A 16,527-nucleotide genomic window follows, 5' to 3' on the forward strand; every position below is an offset into this window, starting at 1 on the left:
TCCCGCACACGGAGACCCCGTATCCCATGACCACCCCCACCGTCGTCGTCGCCGACCCGCTGCCGAAGCAGGTACTCGCCGGACTCGGCACGCGGTTCACGGTCCGCCGCTGCGACGGCACCGACCGCCCGGCGCTCCTCGCCGCCGTGGCCGACGCCGAAGCGCTGATCATCCGCAGCGCCACCCGCGTCGACCGCGAGGTGCTCGCGGCTGCGCCCCGGCTGCGGATCGTCGCACGGGCCGGAGTCGGCCTCGACAACGTTGACGTCGAGGCCGCCGCGGAAGCCGGCGTCCTGGTCGCCAACGCGCCCGAGTCCAACGTCGTCAGCGTCGCCGAACTCACCGTCGGCCTGATCATCTCCGCCCTGCGGAACATCCCCGCGGCCGCCGCCTCGCTGCGCGCCGGACAGTGGCGGCGTGCCGACTTCCAGGGGAGCGAGCTGTCCGGCAGGACCGTCGGCATCCTCGGCTTCGGCCGGGTCGGCCGACTGGTCGCCCGGCGGCTCGCGGCCTTCGACATGAGGATCGAGTACCACGACCCGTACGTACTCCAGGAGGCGGCCGACCCCTGGGGCGCCCGCGCGGTGGGGCTCGGCGAACTCCTGAGCGGCGCGGACGTCCTCACCGTGCATCTGCCGCTCACCGCCGGGACCCGCAACCTGATCGGCGAGAGGGAACTGCGCCTGGCCAAGCGGAACCTGCTCCTGGTCAACACCGCCCGCGGCGGCATCGTCAACGAGAAGGCCGTGGCCCTGGCCCTGGCCGAGGGCCGGATCGCCGGCGCCTGCCTCGACGTCTTCGCCGCCGAACCGTCCGTCCCCCGCGACCTGCTCGCCCTGCCCTCGCTCCTGCCCACTCCGCACATCGGGGCGAGCACGGCGGAGGCCCAGACCAGGGCCGCGGAGACGGCGGTGTCCGCGGTACGCGACCTCCTGCTGCCGGTGCCCGAGCCGGTCTGAGGTGCCGGTAACTTTCCGGGAATCGTTCGGGAACGGGTGGGGCGAGATTGTGTGGTGCCGGACCGAGACGGGTCGGCACCACAGGATGTCGTCAGAGCGAAGGGCACAGTAATGAGCATCAAGAAGGCCGCTGTCACGGGGTTCGCGGCGCTGGCTCTCGCCCTTGGTGCGGCGGCGGGAGCGGCGCAGGCCGAGCCGGTGCAGTGGTCCGCGACGGCGGCCGCGGGCGACCTCGCGCCCCTCGCGACGGACCCCGGCACGACCCCCGACCCGCAGTCGGAGAACGGCCCCTCCTGACGCGCACCCGGGGACGCCGTCTGAGGGGCCGGCCCGGACCACGTCGGCCGGGCCTGCCCCTCAGGCGGCGTAACGGTCGAAGGGGATGCCCATCCTCGTGCAGAGTTCGTCGGCCTGCTCCCGGTGGACGCGGGCCGATTCGGCGTCGCCCAGCGCGGCCTCGGCCGTGGCCAGTCCGCGCAGCGCGTGGGCCGCTTCCACCCGGAATCCGATGACCTGGGCGTGGCGGTAGGCGTCCCGGTGCAGAGCGAGGGCGCGGTAGTGGCTGCCCCGGCGGCCGTGGACGTTGCCCAGGATGTTCTCCACCGCCGGCCGGCGGATGGCGGTGCCCTCGGACCTGATCAGCTCCAGCGAGCGCTCGGCGCAATCCGAGCTCCGCCGGTGGTCGCCCAGGCGCTGGTGGATGTCCGAGGCGACGGCGAACGCCAGAGCGAGGTCCTCGGGCGTGCGTCTCTCGTCCCCGAGGCTCAGTGCCCGGGAGATGGTGGCGTGCGCCTGAGCCGTCTCGTTCAGGGAGAGCTGGGCGATGGCCAGGTCGGTCAGCGCGGTCACCCCTTCGCTCTCCGCTCCGTAGCGGCAGCTGAGCTGGACGGCCCGTTCTGCGGCCGCCGCCGCGTCCTGGTGCCGTCCGAGGTAGGAGTACACGGAACTGAGGTTGCTGTGGGCGTAGCCCTCCTGACGGCCGGCGGCTGAGCCTTGGAACAACTCCACCGCGCGTTCCAGGCATTCCTTGGCCGCCGCGAGACGGCCCAGGGAACTGTTCAGCAGGCCGAGCGAGTTGAGGCTGACCGCCATGTCGCGCCGGTCGTCCAGCTCCTCGGCGATGGCGAGCGCCTCGGCGACCGTGGCGATCCCCTCGGTGAACCGGCCCGCCTTCCACTGCGCGACCGACAGGTTGTTCAGGCAGTTGCGCAACGCCGGCAGGTTGTTCAGCCGCCGTGCGGCGGTGGCGGCGAGGGCGGCGGTCTCCTCGTACTGCGGCAGGTAGCTGCGCATGTCGAGGTAGAACACGAGATTCCGGGCGAGCGGGACGGCCTGCTCGTCGAACCCCTCCTCGGCCACCGCGTGCCGCACGAGCGCGAGCAGCGTGCTGTGTTCCCGGTCGAAGACCGCGGCCGCCAGCTTGGGCGTCATGACCGCCGGCGGCGCGGCGGACGGGGAGCCCCGCAGCGGGTCGGCGCCCCGCGAGGGGAACAGGACGCGGCATGCCTCGTCCGTCACGGCCAGTCCGTGGTCGAGCAGCCGGGCGAAGGCCGCCGTCTCGTCCCCCTCGGGCGGCAGCCGCCGCGCGAACCGGCGGACCAGGTCGTGGAAGGCGTAGCGGTCCATCTCGTGCTGCTCCAGGAGATGGACGTCGAGGAACTGCTCCAGCACGTCCTCCGCGTCCGCCCGCTCCAGGCCGAGCAGCGCCGCCGCCGCGGGGACGTCGAAGTCCGTGCCGGGATGGATCGCGAGCAGCCGCAGCATCGTGCGGTGCTCCACTCCCATGGCCTGGTAGGAGAGCCGCAGCGTGGCCTCGACGCTGCGGTCCCCCGAGCGCAGTTCGTCCAGGCGCCGGGACTCGTCGGCGAGCCGGTCCACCAGATAGCGCACCGTCCAGCGCGCCCGGCTGCGCAGCCGGGCCGCCGCGACGCACAGCGCCAGCGGGAGGTGTCCGCAGAGCTCGGCGAGCCGTTCCATCTCCGCCGACTCGGTCCTGGCGCGCTCCTCCCCGAGCGCGGCCCGGAGCAGAGCGAGGGAGTCGGCCGGGGGCAGAACGTCCAGGCTCACCGACTCCGAGCCGTCGAGTTCGCTCATCCGGCTGCGGCTGGTGATCAGCACGAGGCAGCCCGCCGACGCCGGGAGGAGCGGTCGGACCTGTGCCGCGTCCGCCGCGTTGTCGAGGACGAGCAGGACCCGACGGCCGGACAGGGCGGAGCGCCACAGGGCGACGCGCCCGTCCAGGTCCTCGGGAATCCGCTCGTCGGGCACGCCCAGGGTGCGCAGCAGCGCGGCGATCACGATGCCGGGGTCGCGGGGCTCCTGGCTCGGTGAGAACCCGCGCAGATCGGTGTGGAGCCGCCCGTCCGGATAGGCATCCGCGAGCCGGTGCGCGGCCCGGACCACGAGGGAGGTCTTGCCGCTGCCGCCCATGCCGTCGACGGCGACGATCCGCAGCCGTCGGGTGTCGTCGGCCGTGCCGAGCAGCAGGTCCAGCTCTCGCTCACGGCCGGCGTAGCCGGTGAGGTCGTGCGGCAGCGTGCAGGGGGCCGCGTACTCGTCGGGCGCGGCCGGTTCCGGACCCGACGGATTCTCGTGCCCGGCCGTACGCGGTGCGGCCTGCAGTTCGGGGCGCCCGTGCAGGATCGCCTCGTACAAGCTGCCGAGCTGCCGTCCCGGATCGACCCCCAGTTCCTCCACGAGGATCTCGCGCAGCGCGGTGTACTCGCCGAGCGCCTCCGCCTGCCGTCCCGACCGGTACAGGGCGAGCATCAGCTGCCCTCGGAGACTCTCCCGCAGCGGATGCTGGGCGACCAGCTCCATCAGGTCGCCGACGAGTTCCTGGTGCTCACCGAGGTCGAGACGCAGATCGACGAGCTGGCCGATGGCGGCGAGGCGGCGCTCCTCCAGCACGGCGTAGCCGGCCGCGATGAGAGGCCCGCTGCTCTCCGCGTCGGGGGCCGGACCGCGCCACAGGCCGAGTGCCGTACGCAGCTGCTCGGCGGCCTCCGCCGTCATGCGGGCACCGAGGGCCTCGCGTGCCCGCTGCAACCGCAGGGAGAACAGGCTGATGTCCAGCTCTCCGGGCGGGATGTCCGCCCGGTAGCCGGGCCCGTCCGTGACGAAAACCGCTGAGCCGCCCGGGATGCGCTGGCGCAGGTCACCGATGGCCTTGCGTACCTGGTGGGCAGCTGTGGACGGTGGGTTCTCCCCCCAGACCGCCTCGACGAGCCGGGCCACCGGCAGCATCTGGCCGGGACTGAGCAGCAGAGTCGTCAGGACACGGGGCAGTACGGACCCGCCGAGCCGCAGCCGGCGCTCGCCGACCCGGACCTCAAGCGAGCCCAGCACGGCGAAACTCACCGTCTCCTGCGCCATGTCGCCTACCCGTTCCCTGGATCGCCCCGTCGCCACGGCTCCCCCACAAAGGCTCCGACGCGCACGACTCCCGCGCCTTCGAATGCCTTCCCACCTGGGGATTCACATGACGTGCACCAATGTAAGAGGCTCATTCCGGGAGGGTCAGACCCCTCCTGGGTGACCCTTCTCACCCCCCAGCCCAGTTGACTGGCACCCCGTAAGCCCCGCCGACCGGATGCCAACCGCGTTTCCCGGCCGGCACCACCGGCGGCGGACGCGTCGACACCGTCGACTTCGGCAGCCCGCCCTTCCGTGCCCGATCTGCTTGATCCGTGGGGCGGGAAAGGTGTGGGACGGGAAAGGTGTGAGGACCGGACAGCTCGACGCCTCCGACAGACCCGTCGGAGACCTGTGGATCTCACCTGTCGGCGCCAAGGGCGGTGGCACTCACCTGACGGAGCCTCACGCACGGCTGTCCACCGGTTGTCCACCGGGGGCGACCATGGTGCGCCGAGAGAAGTGCCCCGCCGTTGGACATTGATCTCGAAAAGAACAAAACCCCAGGTCACAAGAGCTGCGACCTGGGGTTCACGGTGAGCCCCCTGTCGGATTCGAACCGACGACCTACGCATTACAAGTGCGTTGCTCTGGCCGGACTGAGCTAAGGAGGCGAGCGCGGGCGCGGCCCCTGCGCGGGGCCCGGCGCGTGCCCGTGCAGTGTAACCAATGCGGCGTGTGTCCAGGACGTGAAATTCACGTGGCCTGGACTACAGACAGAACGCAAAACGCCAGGTAGCGTCGCAGCGGGTTCACCCGAGTGGACCAGATCACTCCGTTACTCGGATCGTCCGGCACGTTCCTGCCGGTGAAGGAGAAGCATCCGCATGGCCAGTGTCACGTTCGACAAGGCGTCCCGCATCTACCCCGGCTCCACGAAGCCCGCGGTGGACCAGCTCGAGATCGACATCGCGGACGGCGAGTTCCTCGTCCTCGTCGGTCCCTCCGGTTGTGGCAAGTCGACCTCCCTGCGCATGCTCGCGGGTCTCGAGGACGTCAACGCCGGCGCCATCCGCATCGGTGACCGCGACGTCACGCACCTGCCGCCGAAGGACCGGGACATCGCCATGGTGTTCCAGAACTACGCGCTGTACCCGCACATGACCGTCGCGGACAACATGGGCTTCGCGCTCAAGATCGCCGGTGTGAACAAGACCGACATCCGGGCGAAGGTCGAAGAGGCCGCCAAGATGCTGGACCTCACCGACTACCTGGACCGCAAGCCGAAGGCGCTCTCCGGTGGTCAGCGTCAGCGTGTCGCGATGGGCCGCGCCATCGTGCGTGAGCCGCAGGTCTTCCTCATGGACGAGCCGCTGTCGAACCTCGACGCCAAGCTCCGTGTCTCCACCCGTACGCAGATCGCCTCGCTGCAGCGCCGCCTCGGCATCACGACCGTGTACGTCACGCACGACCAGGTCGAGGCCCTCACCATGGGTGACCGTGTCGCGGTCCTCAAGGACGGTCTGCTCCAGCAGGTCGACTCGCCGCGCAACATGTACGACCGCCCGGCGAACCTCTTCGTCGCCGGCTTCATCGGCTCCCCCGCGATGAACCTGATCGAGGTCCCGATCACCGACGGCGGCGTGAAGTTCGGCAACAGCGTCGTCCCGGTCTCCCGCGAGGCGCTCACCGCCGCCGCGAACCGCGGTGACACCACCGTCACGGTCGGCATCCGCCCGGAGCACTTCGACATCGTCGAGCACGGTGGCGCCGCCGCGACCGGCCTCTCCAAGGCCTCCTCCGACGCCCCGGCCGGCCTCGCCGTCTCGGTCAACGTGGTCGAGGAGCTCGGCGCCGACGGCTTCGTCTACGGCGGTGCCGAGGTCGGCGGCCAGCACAAGGACCTCGTGGTCCGCGTCGGCGGCCGCGCCGTCCCGGAGAAGGGCACGAAGCTGCACGTCGTCCCGCGCCCGGACGAGCTGCACGTCTTCGCGACCTCGACCGGCGAGCGCCTCACCGCCTGATCGACACCGCACCACCGCACGGGCGCCTGACCGCCCGGGCAGCTGAACACACCGACGGTCCCGTCTCCTTCCGAGGAGGCGGGACCGTCGTCGTACACGGGCCACCCCCACCCCGCACGCCACCCCACGAGCCCCCACGTGCCACCCCGCGGGATCACGCACGCCGCCCCCGACAGGGTTTGAGGGACGGGACCGGCGCGAGCGGCGAATACCGGCTCCAGTCGGGGCAATTCCCCCTCCCCCGTCAACCTCCGATTCGAAAAGGGCGCTCGAACTCTCCCCCGCGAGAGTGACGGAAGGTCGCCGACTCGTCACGGACCGCTACGCTCGCTGCGTGACCCACACCGCGCGCCGAATCGGCCGTACCCTCGCCTTCGTCCTGCCCGTCGTCATGGTCCTGTCCGGGACGCTCGCGGTCACCCGCGTGCCGTGGTCAGCGCCGAACACGGACACCCAGCTGCTGACCACCGCCTCGGCGACCGTGTCGCAGAAGGCCAAGCCTCTCGCGCCGCAGGACATCCTGCGCGAGAAGCTGCTCGTCGAACTCAAGGAGAAGGACCCGGGCGTCGCCCTGACGGACCTTCAGCGTGCGGTCGAGCAGAAGCCTTCACTGGCCCGCCACTGCATGTCGATCGCCAAGGCGCTCGGCAAGGCGGCCGTCGAGCAGTACGGTCCGACGCGCGCGCACCGCTTCTCGCGACCGGTCTGCGACACGTCGTTCGCCTCGGGCGTCGCACAGTTCAGCTGAACGCACTCCGGTCGGCCCTCGGTCCGGTTGACCGCAGTCCGACCGAACGCGACCGGCAGACATGGCAGGCACGGCATATCGTGCCTGCCATGCTGCATACGTATCCGACGCAGGCCGTGGTCCTGGCCGGTGGCCAGGGGTCGCGACTGCGCCCGTACACCGATGACCGTCCCAAGCCGATGGTCGAGATCCCGGGCACCGGGACCCCGATCATCGGCCATCAGCTTTCCTGGCTGGCCGCCGAGGGCGTCACCGACGTCGTGATCTCCTGCGGCCATCTCGCCGAGGTGCTCCAGGAGTGGCTGGATTCGGCCGTCCTCCCGCTGAACGTGACGACGGTCGTCGAGAACGAGCCCCTGGGGCGTGGCGGTGGGCTGAAGTACGCCGCCGCCCGGCTGCCCGATCCGGAGCAGCCCTGGTACGCCACGAACGGCGACATCTGGACCCGCTTCTCGCTGCGCGAGATGGCCGCGTTCCACGCGGAGCGCGACGCCACGGCCACCCTCGCCCTGGCCCGGCCGCGCATTCCGTGGGGTGCCGTGGAGACGGACGCGTTCGGGCACATCACCGACTTCATCGAGTCGCCGCCGTCGCCGTATCTGATCAACGCCGGTGTGTACGTGTTCTCCCCCGCTTTCACGGGGCTGCTGCCCGACCGGGGCGACCACGAGCGGACCACCTTCCCGCGGCTGGCCCGCGAGCGCCTGCTCGCCGGGTACCCGCTGCCGCAGGGCGCCTACTGGCGGGCGATCGACACGGCGAAGGACCTGACCGAGGCCGCCAAGGAACTCGGGGCACAGGCGGGCTGAGGCACGCACTCCGGCTGAGCGCGCAGCCCGGCTGAGGAGTAAGGCCGCCCCACGCGCACAGCAAGAGGTCCCACCCGTACACACACAGCAAGAGGTCCCACCGACAGCCGTCGGTGGGACCTCTTCAGCGTTACTACCGAACCGCTGCTCGTCAGCCGAGGAGCCCCCCGAGCGGGTTCCGGCCGCCGCCTGAGGTCGAGTCGGCGGAGCCGGTGTCGCCGTCGGACGGGTCCGAGGTGTCCCCGCCGGTGGCGCCTCCTCCGTCGCCGCCGGTGGTGGCACCGGAGGAGGACGGGCCGGAGGAGCTGGCGGACGGGGGTGCCTGCGGAGACGTCTCCTGCTGCGGGGGGGCCTGGACGGTGCCCTGCGTCGCGCTGGGCTCGGCGTCCGTACCGGTGGTGGCCTGTCCGGCGGTGGCCTCGGTGCTCGGGGCGGTGCGCTCGGCGGACGGGGCCGGCGGGGCGACGGAGCGGGACGGTACGGGGGTGCGCTCCGGGGCCTTCTTCTTCGGCGCCTTGGGCTTCACCGGGGTCTCCTCCGGGAGCGGCATGCCGGGCAGCTGGTTGGTCGGCTTCTCGTTCGGGCCGGGTACGGTCACGACCTGGGTGGACCGGACCGCGCCGCCCAGCACGGAGCCGACGAGCAGCGTGAGTCCGACGATCACGCTCGCCAGGACCGAGCCGCGCCGCAGCACCCGGCTGCGGAGCTCCCAGAGCTCGGAGCGCGGGCCGAGCCGGCGCCACGCCTCGCCGGCCAGGCGGGCGTCGACCGAGTAGACCGGGGCGCCCGCGATGACGAGCGGGCTCCAGGCGGCGAGGAAGATGATGTCCGGGGCGTCGTAGACGGCGACGGTGTGCCAGCTGACGGTGACCAGCAGCGCGGCGGAGAGCAGCGCGCCGAAGGCGGCGGCGACCCGCTGCCAGAGGCCGAGGACGGTGAGCACACCGACGATGACCTGGAGGAAGGCGACGGTGAGGCCCGCGCCGACCGGGTGCGAGAGGGCGGCCTCGCGCAGCGGCTCGGCCGCCGCCCACGGGTGGAGCGAGTTGAGCCACTTGACCATGGAGCCGCGTTCGCCGCCGTCGAAGAAGACGGGGTCGCAGAGCTTGCCCATGCCCGCGTAGATGGAGATGAAGCCGAGGAACACGCGGAGCGGGAAGAGGACGACGCCGAGGTTCATCCGGCGGCCCGGGTAGTAGGCGTGCCGGACGGAGTCGCCGGAGGTCCGCCGTTCGCGGGCCTCGGGGCCTTCGTCCGGGTCGTCGTACCCGTCGTCTGCGTACCGGTCGTCGTACCCCTCGGCGCCGGACTTGTCGTCGCCGTAGCGGCCGTTGCCGAACTTCTCGTCGTACCGTTCGAAGCCGTCGTACGCGGGGCCGGCCCCGTCGTACGCGCCGACCGCCTGCCGCATCGGCGGGAGGAGCGGGCCGCCGCCCGCGCGTTGCGGGGTGGGCAGCACCGGGTTGGGCTGCGTCTCGTCCAGGCGCGGGATGAGCTGGGTGGCACCGGAGGGGCTATGGCCGGTGGAGGAGTTGCGTACGGCCTGGAGCAGGCCCGACGCCCCCGGATCGCCCGGCTCCGACCTCCCGCTCCAGACGACCGGGGCCCGCCTGCGCCCCCCGGCCCCACTCATCGCCGGGACGCGTGCGGCGCCGACCGGAGCCGGACCCCGCAGCCGTGCGCGCTGGCCCGGGGGAAGCTGCACCCGGAAGCTGGCGTGGTTGACGATGACCTGCGCGGGGTCGCTGTCCACCTTGGTCATGCTCAGGGCGGGTTGATCGTCGAACCGAGGCGTTCTGGTGTCCACACTCATCTAACCGAGTGACGTGACGTTAGGACACTGCCTTGACCTCGTCTATGTGTCCGAGAACCGTCAACACCGCGTGTGCCGTGCACCGTTCCGGTTCACCGCGCGCCCCACATACCCCGTTCGTCCCCGTATCGGCAGGCTCGGCCGCCCGCCGGCTCAGGAGGTGAGCGGTTCCCACCAGGCACGGTTCTCCCGGTACCAGGCGGTGGTCTCGGCGAGCCCTTCGGGGAGCGCGCGGCGCGGCCGGTAGCCCAGTTCCGTGCGGGCGCGCGACCAGGCGGCGCCGGCCGCCGGGACCTCTTCGGTACGGGGGGCCACGGGCTTCCCGGCCGGGCGGCCCGCCTCTTCGGTACGGGCCGGGAGGGCGCCGCACAGCTCCGCCAGGAGTCCGGTCAGCTGCTCCTCGCTCAGTTCCGCTCCACCGCCGAGGTTGTAGGTGCGGCCGGGGCGGCCCCGGGTCCGGGCGAGTTCGATGCCCCGGCAGTGGTCCTCGACGTGCAGCCAGTCGCGCACCCGGGCGCCCTCGTCCCCGCCCCCACCGTCCCCGTCCCCGAGCACCACGTCGAGTCCGCCCAGCAGCCGGGTGACCAGGGACGGCACGGTGTGCTCGGGGAACTGGTGCGGGCCGTACGTCCCGGCGGCCCGCACCACGCGGACGTCCAGGCCGTGGGTGCGGTGGTGGGCCAGCGCGATCAGGTCGGCGGACGCCTTCGACGCGGAGTACGGGGAGTCGGGGGCGAGCGGGGCCTCCTCGGCGCGGGGGCCCGCGCCCCCGGGGCCGTACACCTCGTCGGTGGAGATGTGGACGAACCTGCGGACCCCGCCGCGCAGGGCGGCCTCCGCGAGGGTCTGCGTACCGAGCACGTTGGTCGCCACGAAGACCGCCGTACCGTCCACCGACCGGTCCACCTGCGTCTCGGCCGCGAAGTGCACGATCTCGTCGTGCCGGCCGGCCAGCCGGGCGGCGACCGCCGGGTCGCAGACGTCCCCGTGCACGAACCCGAACCGCGGATCGGCGAGCACGGTCGTGAGGTTGGTCAGGGTGCCCGCGTGGGTCAGCTTGTCCAGGACGGTCACGGTCACGTCGCCGGGTCCTTCCGGGCCGAGGACATGGCGTACGTACGCGGAGCCGACGAAACCCGCGCCGCCGGTGACGAGGAGACGGGTCGGGCCGCCGGAGGCCCGGCGCTCCCCGCCACCGTCCGGCGGCACCGGGATGCCCGACTGCACAGGGATCCCCGGTGGCACAGGGTCTCCCGACGACACAGGGGTGCCCGGTGCGTTCCGGAAATTCATTCCTGGAATTATCTCTCTCCGCACGTCGGCGACCGTAACACAGCCCTCTTTCTCATCAATCTCTCAGCAAGATCTCACCACCGGCACAGTTTCGAATCACGCCCATTTCATGAAGCCGTAATAAAACTCGGGGTACGCAGTGCGGAATGCCGCATCCACGAGGAGGTACGAACCGAATGCTCCAGCACGACCCACGGGTGAGGGCGGCCGGCCGCCGGGCCCGCCGGACGTTGCGCGCCCTGAGGAACCGCGTGGGCGCGGCGACCACCCGACGACCGGCACCCGCACGGCCCGCTCCCCGCGGCGCACGGCTGGTTCCCGACCCCGTCTTCGTCATCTCCTCGGTGCGGTCCGGCTCCACCCTGCTGCGGGTGCTGCTCAACAGCCACCCCTCGGTGCGCGCACCCCACGAGATGCATCTGCGCACCCTGGAGGTGCGGCTGCAGAAGGCGTACAGCGAGAAGGCGATGGACAAGCTCGGCCTCGACCAGGCCGAACTCGAACATCTGCTCTGGGACCGGGTGCTCCACCGCGAGCTGATGCACAGCGGCAAGGACGTCATCGTCGACAAGACGCCCGGCAACGCCCTCATCTGGCGGCGGCTCCACGAGGCCTGGCCCGACGCCCGGTTCGTCTTCCTGCTGCGCCACCCGGCCTCGATGGTGACCTCGCTCGTCAACGGCCGCCCCGACCGCGACCTCGAAGCGACCGTCTCCGAGGTGAAGACCTACGTGGACGCCGTCCACGAGGCGCGCGCCGCGCTGCCGGGCCTCACCGTGCGGTACGAGGAATTGACGGAGGACCCCGCCGGCATCACCAAGGAAATCTGCGAATTCATCGGTGTCCCATGGACCCCGGAAATGCTGAATTACGGAAAACAGGACCACGGCCCTTTCCAGGCATTCATCGGGGACTGGAGCGACAACATCAAGTCCGGCAAAATCCAGCAGGCCCGCCCGCTGCCCTCCGCAGAGGAAGTCCCCGCACGCCTGCGCGAGATATCCCGCGCCTGGGGGTACCCGTGCTGAGCCCCTGCCGCATCCCCTCCGGCGGCGCCACCGTCTGGCTGACCGGCCTGCCCAGCTCCGGCAAGAGCACCCTGGCCCGCGCGGTCGAGGAGCGGCTGCGCGCGGCGGGCCGCCGGGTCGAGGTGCTGGACGGCGACGAGATCCGTACGTTCCTCTCGGCCGGGCTCGGCTTCTCCCGCGAGGACCGGAACACCAACGTCCAGCGGATCGGGCTGGTCGCCGAGGTCCTCGCCCGCAACGGCGTCGTCGCCGTCGTCCCCGTCATCGCCCCGTACGCCGACAGCCGCGAGGCGGTCCGCGCCCGGCACGCGAAGAGCGGCACCCGCTATCTGGAGGTCCATGTCGCGACCCCGGTGGAGGTCTGCGCGGTACGCGACGTGAAGGGGCTGTACGCCCAGCAGGCGGCGGGCGAGATCAGCGGGCTCACCGGCGTGGACGACCCGTACGAGGCGCCCGAGTCGCCCGATCTGCGGATCGCCGCCCACCGCCGGACGGTGGCCGAATCGACCCAGGACGTCCTGGACCTGCTCGGCGGACCGTACGACGGACCGCACGACGGGCAGCCTGCCGGACCGCTCGACGAACTGCGCGACGGACCGGAACGCCACGGCGTCCCTGTCCCGCACGACGGGGAGGACCCCGCATGAACCACACCCTCACGCCCCCCACGGCCCGTCGCACCCGGGAAGCCTCCACGCCCCCGGCGCGCTCGCACCTGGACTCGTTGGAGTCGGAGGCGGTGCACATCTTCCGTGAGGTGGCGGGGGAGTTCGAGCGGCCGGTGATCCTCTTCTCCGGCGGCAAGGACTCCATCGTGATGCTCCACCTCGCGCTGAAGGCCTTCGCCCCCGCACCGATCCCCTTCACCCTCCTGCACGTCGACACCGGCCACAACTTCCCCGAGGTCCTCGACTACCGCGACCGCACGGTGGCCGCCCGCGGGCTGCGCCTGCACATCGCCTCCGTCCAGGAGTACATCGACGCCGGCACCCTGCGCGAACGCCCCGACGGCACCCGCAACCCCCTCCAGACCATCCCCCTCACCGAAGCCATCCAGCACCACCGCTTCGACGCCGTCTTCGGCGGCGGACGCCGCGACGAGGAGAAGGCCCGCGCCAAGGAACGCGTCTTCTCCCTGCGCGACGAGTTCTCCCAGTGGGACCCCCGCCGCCAGCGCCCCGAACTCTGGCAGCTCTACAACGGCCGCCACGCCCCCGGCGAACACGTCCGCGTCTTCCCGATCTCCAACTGGACCGAACTCGACGTCTGGCAGTACATCCAGCGCGAACACATCGAGCTCCCCGCCATCTACTTCGCCCACCACCGCGAGGTCTTCAACCGCGACGGCATGTGGCTCACCGCCGGCGACTGGGGCGGCCCCAAGGACACCGAACCCACCCAGACCCGCCTCGTGCGCTACCGCACCGTGGGCGACATGTCCTGCACCGGAGCCGTCGACTCCGACGCCACCACCCTCGACGCCGTCATCACCGAAATCGCCGCCTCCCGCCTCACCGAACGCGGCGCCACCCGCGCCGACGACAAGATGAGCGAAGCCGCGATGGAAGACCGCAAGCGCGAGGGGTACTTCTAAATGACCACCACCACACAGCCGTTGGCAGAGACCACGCTGCTGCGCTTCGCCACCGCCGGCTCCGTCGACGACGGCAAGTCCACCCTCGTCGGCCGCCTCCTCCACGACTCCAAGTCGGTCCTCACCGACCAGCTCGAAGCCGTCGAACACGCCTCCCGCAACCGCGGCCAGGACACCCCCGACCTCGCCCTCCTCACCGACGGCCTGCGCGCCGAACGCGAGCAGGGCATCACCATCGACGTCGCCTACCGCTACTTCGCCACCCCCCGGCGCCGGTTCATCCTCGCCGACACCCCCGGCCACGTGCAGTACACCCGCAACATGGTCACCGGCGCCTCCACCGCCGAACTCGCCGTCGTCCTCGTCGACGCCCGCAACGGCGTCGTCGAACAGACCCGCCGCCACGCCGCCGTCGCCGCACTCCTCCGCGTCCCCCACGTCGTCCTCGCCGTCAACAAGATGGACCTCGTCGACTGGTCGGAGGAGGAGTTCCTGCGGATCACCGAGGAGTTCGCCCGGTGCGCCGCCGAACTCGACCATCCGCTCGGCGGGTTCACCGCCATCCCGGTCTCCGCGCTGACCGGCGACAACGTCGTGGACCGCTCCGCGCACATGGACTGGTACGCGGGCCCCACGCTCCTCGACCATCTGGAGACCGTCCGCGCCGACGACGCGGAGGCGGACCGTCCGGCCCGGCTCCCCGTGCAGTACGTCATCCGGCACGGCGACGACCGCCGTTACGCGGGCCAGTTGGCCACCGGCGAGCTGCGCACCGGTGACGCGGTGGTGGTGCTCCCCTCCGGGGTCACCTCCACGGTCACCGCCGTCGACCGGCTCGGCGAACCCGTCGACGCCGCGTACGCCCTGGACTCGGTCTCCGTACGCCTCGCCGACGACCTCGACATCGGCCGGGGCGACCTCATCGCCCCGGTGGCCGAGGCGCCCGCGCTCACCCGGAGCCTGGACGCGGACGTCTGCCATCTGCACGACCGGCCCCTGCGCGTCGGCGACCGGGTGCTGCTCCGGCACACCACCCGTACGGTCAAGGCGATCGTCCAGGACCTGCCCGGCCGGCCCGACTCCGGCCTCACCACCAACGAGCTGGGCCGGATACGCCTCCGCACGGCCGAACCGGTCGCCGCCGACGCCTACGCCGCCTCCCGCCGCACCGGCTCCTTCCTCCTCATCGACCCCGCTGACGGCGCCACGCTGACCGCGGGCATGGTCCGGTGATCGCGTGCCGACCCCGGACCGCGCACCGGTCCTCGCCCTGAGTCAGGTCACGCACACCTACCGGCCCGGCGAACCACCGGTGCTCGACCGGGTCGATCTCACCGTCGAGCAGGGCGAGTTCCTCTGCGTGCTGGGCGCGTCCGGCTCCGGGAAGTCCACCCTGCTGGGCCTCTTCGGCGGGCTGGAGCACCCCACTTCGGGCACGGTGTCGCTGCCCTCGCCGCGCCCCGCGCTGATGTTCCAGGAACACGCGCTCTTCCCCTGGCTCACCGCCGGCGGCAACGTCGAACTCGCCCTGCGCTTCGGCGGTTCGCCGAAGGACGGCCGCGAGGCGGAGGCCCGTCGGCTGCTCGCCCTGGTGCGGCTCCCGGACGCGTACGACCGGCCCGTGCACGAGCTCTCCGGCGGCATGCGGCAACGCGTCGCGCTGGCCCGCGCGCTCGCGCAGGGCAGCCGCGTCCTCCTGATGGACGAGCCGTTCGCCGCGCTCGACGCGATCACCCGCGAGGTGCTCCACGAGGTCCTGCTCGACGTCCGTGAGGCGCGCGGGCTCACCGTCGTGTTCGTCACCCACCAGGTGTCCGAGGCCGTCCGGCTGGCCACCCGCATCGTGCTGCTCTCCTCGCGCCCCGGCCGGATCGCCCACAGCTGGCGGGCCGGTGGCCCCGGAACCGACAGCGCGACCATCACCGCCCGGCTCCGGGAGGAGGTCCGGCGCCATGCCCCCGCCCACTGATCAGAAGGAGCAGACCGACCAGAAGGAGCGAACGGACCGGAGGGAGCGAACGGACCGGACCGCCGCGTTCACCGAGGGCCTGGACCGGCTGGAGACCGCCTCCGCGGGCCACCCGGCGCCCGGAGGCCCCGCCCGGCGGTGGGCCGCCCGCCTCCGCACCACGGTGACCGCCCCGGCCCTCTCCGTCCTCGCCCTGCTGCTGCTCTGGCAGGGCGCGTACGGGCTCGGCCTCTCCGCCACCCTCCCCTCCCCCGCCGCCGTCGCCTCGTCCCTGGGCGACGCGCGGCGGGACGGCACCCTGTGGCCGGCGCTCGGCCACAGCCTGCTGCGTACGGTGGCGGGGTTCGCGGTCTCCGTGGTGCTCGGCACCCTCCTCGGGCTGCTGGTCCACCGGGTGCGCGCCGCACGCGGGGCGCTCGCCCCGGTCCTCTCGGCGCTCCAGTCGCTCCCTGCCGCCGGTCTCGTCCCGCTCGGGGTCATCGTCTTCGGCGAGTCCGAGGCGGCGGTGTACGCGGTGGTGCTGCTCGGAGCCGTACCGTCCGTGGCGCTCGGCGTGGCCGGGGCGCTCGGCCAGATCCCGCCGCTGCTGCTGCGGGCCGGGCGGTCGCTGGGCGCCACCGGGCCTGCTCTCGTCCGGCACATCCTGCTGCCGGCCGCGCTGCCGGGTCTGGTCGCCGCGCTCCGGCAGGGCTGGACCTTCGGCTGGCGGGCGCTGATGACGGCGGAGCTGATCACCGCGACCCCGCTGCCCGGGGTCGGCCGGCTCCTCAACTCCGGCAAGGAGAACGACGACACCGCGCTCGTGCTCGCCGCCGTCCTCCTCGTCCTCACCGTCGGCGTCGTGATGGAGTCCGCCCTCTTCACGCCGGTGGAACGCCGGGTGCTGCGCGCCCGCGGCCTGCTCCCCGCCCAGCCCTGAGCCATCAACTCCGCTCC

General features: G+C 72.2%; 14 protein-coding genes and 1 tRNA gene. 11 read left to right on the plus strand and 4 right to left on the minus strand.

Annotation, left to right across the window (positions count from 1 at the left end):
* Positions 1-26: 26 nt before the first annotated feature.
* Together OG599_RS15165 and OG599_RS15170 are read left to right on the plus strand one after the other, a co-directional pair.
* Positions 27-959, plus strand: a complete 933-nt coding sequence (locus OG599_RS15165; protein ID WP_327176513.1) for a hydroxyacid dehydrogenase — start codon at positions 27-29, stop codon at positions 957-959.
* Between the two features lie 111 nt (positions 960-1,070).
* Positions 1,071-1,256 carry a hypothetical protein gene (locus OG599_RS15170; protein ID WP_327176514.1) on the plus strand — a complete coding sequence of 62 codons (186 nt, stop codon included), beginning with the start codon at positions 1,071-1,073 and terminating at the stop codon, positions 1,254-1,256.
* 60 nt (positions 1,257-1,316) lie between these two features.
* Here OG599_RS15170 and OG599_RS15175 read toward each other — a convergent pair whose 3' ends face one another.
* Positions 1,317-4,334 carry an AfsR/SARP family transcriptional regulator gene (locus tag OG599_RS15175; protein ID WP_327176515.1) on the minus strand — a complete coding sequence of 1,006 codons (3,018 nt, stop codon included), beginning with the start codon at positions 4,332-4,334 and terminating at the stop codon, positions 1,317-1,319.
* 578 nt (positions 4,335-4,912) lie between these two features.
* Positions 4,913-4,987: transfer RNA gene (locus OG599_RS15180), tRNA-Thr, on the minus strand.
* 213 nt (positions 4,988-5,200) lie between these two features.
* Between OG599_RS15180 and OG599_RS15185 the strand changes: the two genes are divergently transcribed.
* From OG599_RS15185 to OG599_RS15195, 3 genes are all read left to right on the plus strand, one after another.
* Positions 5,201-6,337 (plus strand): ABC transporter ATP-binding protein, encoded by a 1,137-nt coding sequence (locus OG599_RS15185; RefSeq protein WP_327176516.1) that lies wholly within the window; start codon positions 5,201-5,203, stop codon positions 6,335-6,337.
* A 334-nt stretch (positions 6,338-6,671) separates the two neighbouring features.
* Positions 6,672-7,085: a hypothetical protein gene (locus OG599_RS15190; RefSeq protein WP_327176517.1), complete on the plus strand. Its 414-nt coding sequence runs from the start codon at positions 6,672-6,674 to the stop codon at positions 7,083-7,085.
* A 92-nt stretch (positions 7,086-7,177) separates the two neighbouring features.
* Complete coding sequence (locus OG599_RS15195; RefSeq protein ID WP_327180048.1) at positions 7,178-7,894, plus strand: nucleotidyltransferase family protein; 717 nt, start codon at positions 7,178-7,180, stop codon at positions 7,892-7,894.
* Between the two features lie 151 nt (positions 7,895-8,045).
* Here OG599_RS15195 and OG599_RS15200 read toward each other — a convergent pair whose 3' ends face one another.
* Positions 8,046-9,707 (minus strand): DoxX family protein, encoded by a 1,662-nt coding sequence (locus OG599_RS15200; protein ID WP_327176518.1) that lies wholly within the window; start codon positions 9,705-9,707, stop codon positions 8,046-8,048.
* A gap of 153 nt (positions 9,708-9,860) precedes the next feature.
* The gene (locus OG599_RS15205; RefSeq protein ID WP_442809434.1) at positions 9,861-10,934 is read right to left on the minus strand and encodes a dTDP-glucose 4,6-dehydratase; all 1,074 of its coding nucleotides are present in this window, start codon (positions 10,932-10,934) and stop codon (positions 9,861-9,863) included.
* A gap of 317 nt (positions 10,935-11,251) precedes the next feature.
* Here OG599_RS15205 and OG599_RS15210 point away from each other — a divergent pair, with 317 nt between their 5' ends.
* From OG599_RS15210 to OG599_RS15235, 6 genes are read left to right on the plus strand one after another with little or no spacing between them, the layout of a single operon-like run.
* Positions 11,252-12,028 (plus strand): sulfotransferase family protein, encoded by a 777-nt coding sequence (locus tag OG599_RS15210; RefSeq protein WP_327176519.1) that lies wholly within the window; start codon positions 11,252-11,254, stop codon positions 12,026-12,028.
* Positions 12,001-12,675 carry an adenylyl-sulfate kinase gene (gene cysC / locus OG599_RS15215; protein WP_442809681.1) on the plus strand — a complete coding sequence of 225 codons (675 nt, stop codon included), beginning with the start codon at positions 12,001-12,003 and terminating at the stop codon, positions 12,673-12,675. The genes OG599_RS15210 and cysC overlap by 28 nt, the downstream gene beginning before the upstream one ends.
* Positions 12,672-13,622, plus strand: coding sequence for a sulfate adenylyltransferase subunit CysD (cysD, locus tag OG599_RS15220; RefSeq protein WP_327176520.1), 951 nt, complete (start codon positions 12,672-12,674; stop codon positions 13,620-13,622). The genes cysC and cysD overlap by 4 nt, the downstream gene beginning before the upstream one ends.
* Complete coding sequence (locus tag OG599_RS15225; RefSeq protein WP_327176521.1) at positions 13,623-14,855, plus strand: sulfate adenylyltransferase subunit 1; 1,233 nt, start codon at positions 13,623-13,625, stop codon at positions 14,853-14,855.
* Between the two features lie 4 nt (positions 14,856-14,859).
* A complete protein-coding gene (locus OG599_RS15230) occupies positions 14,860-15,591 on the plus strand; it encodes an ABC transporter ATP-binding protein (protein ID WP_327176522.1) in 732 nt (243 codons plus the stop codon).
* Complete coding sequence (locus OG599_RS15235) at positions 15,575-16,510, plus strand: ABC transporter permease (protein WP_327176523.1); 936 nt, start codon at positions 15,575-15,577, stop codon at positions 16,508-16,510. Before OG599_RS15230 ends, OG599_RS15235 begins: the two co-directional genes overlap by 17 nt.
* Positions 16,511-16,527 lie beyond the last annotated feature (17 nt).

The organism is Streptomyces sp. NBC_01335 (assembly GCF_035953295.1).
Classification (GTDB): domain Bacteria; phylum Actinomycetota; class Actinomycetes; order Streptomycetales; family Streptomycetaceae; genus Streptomyces.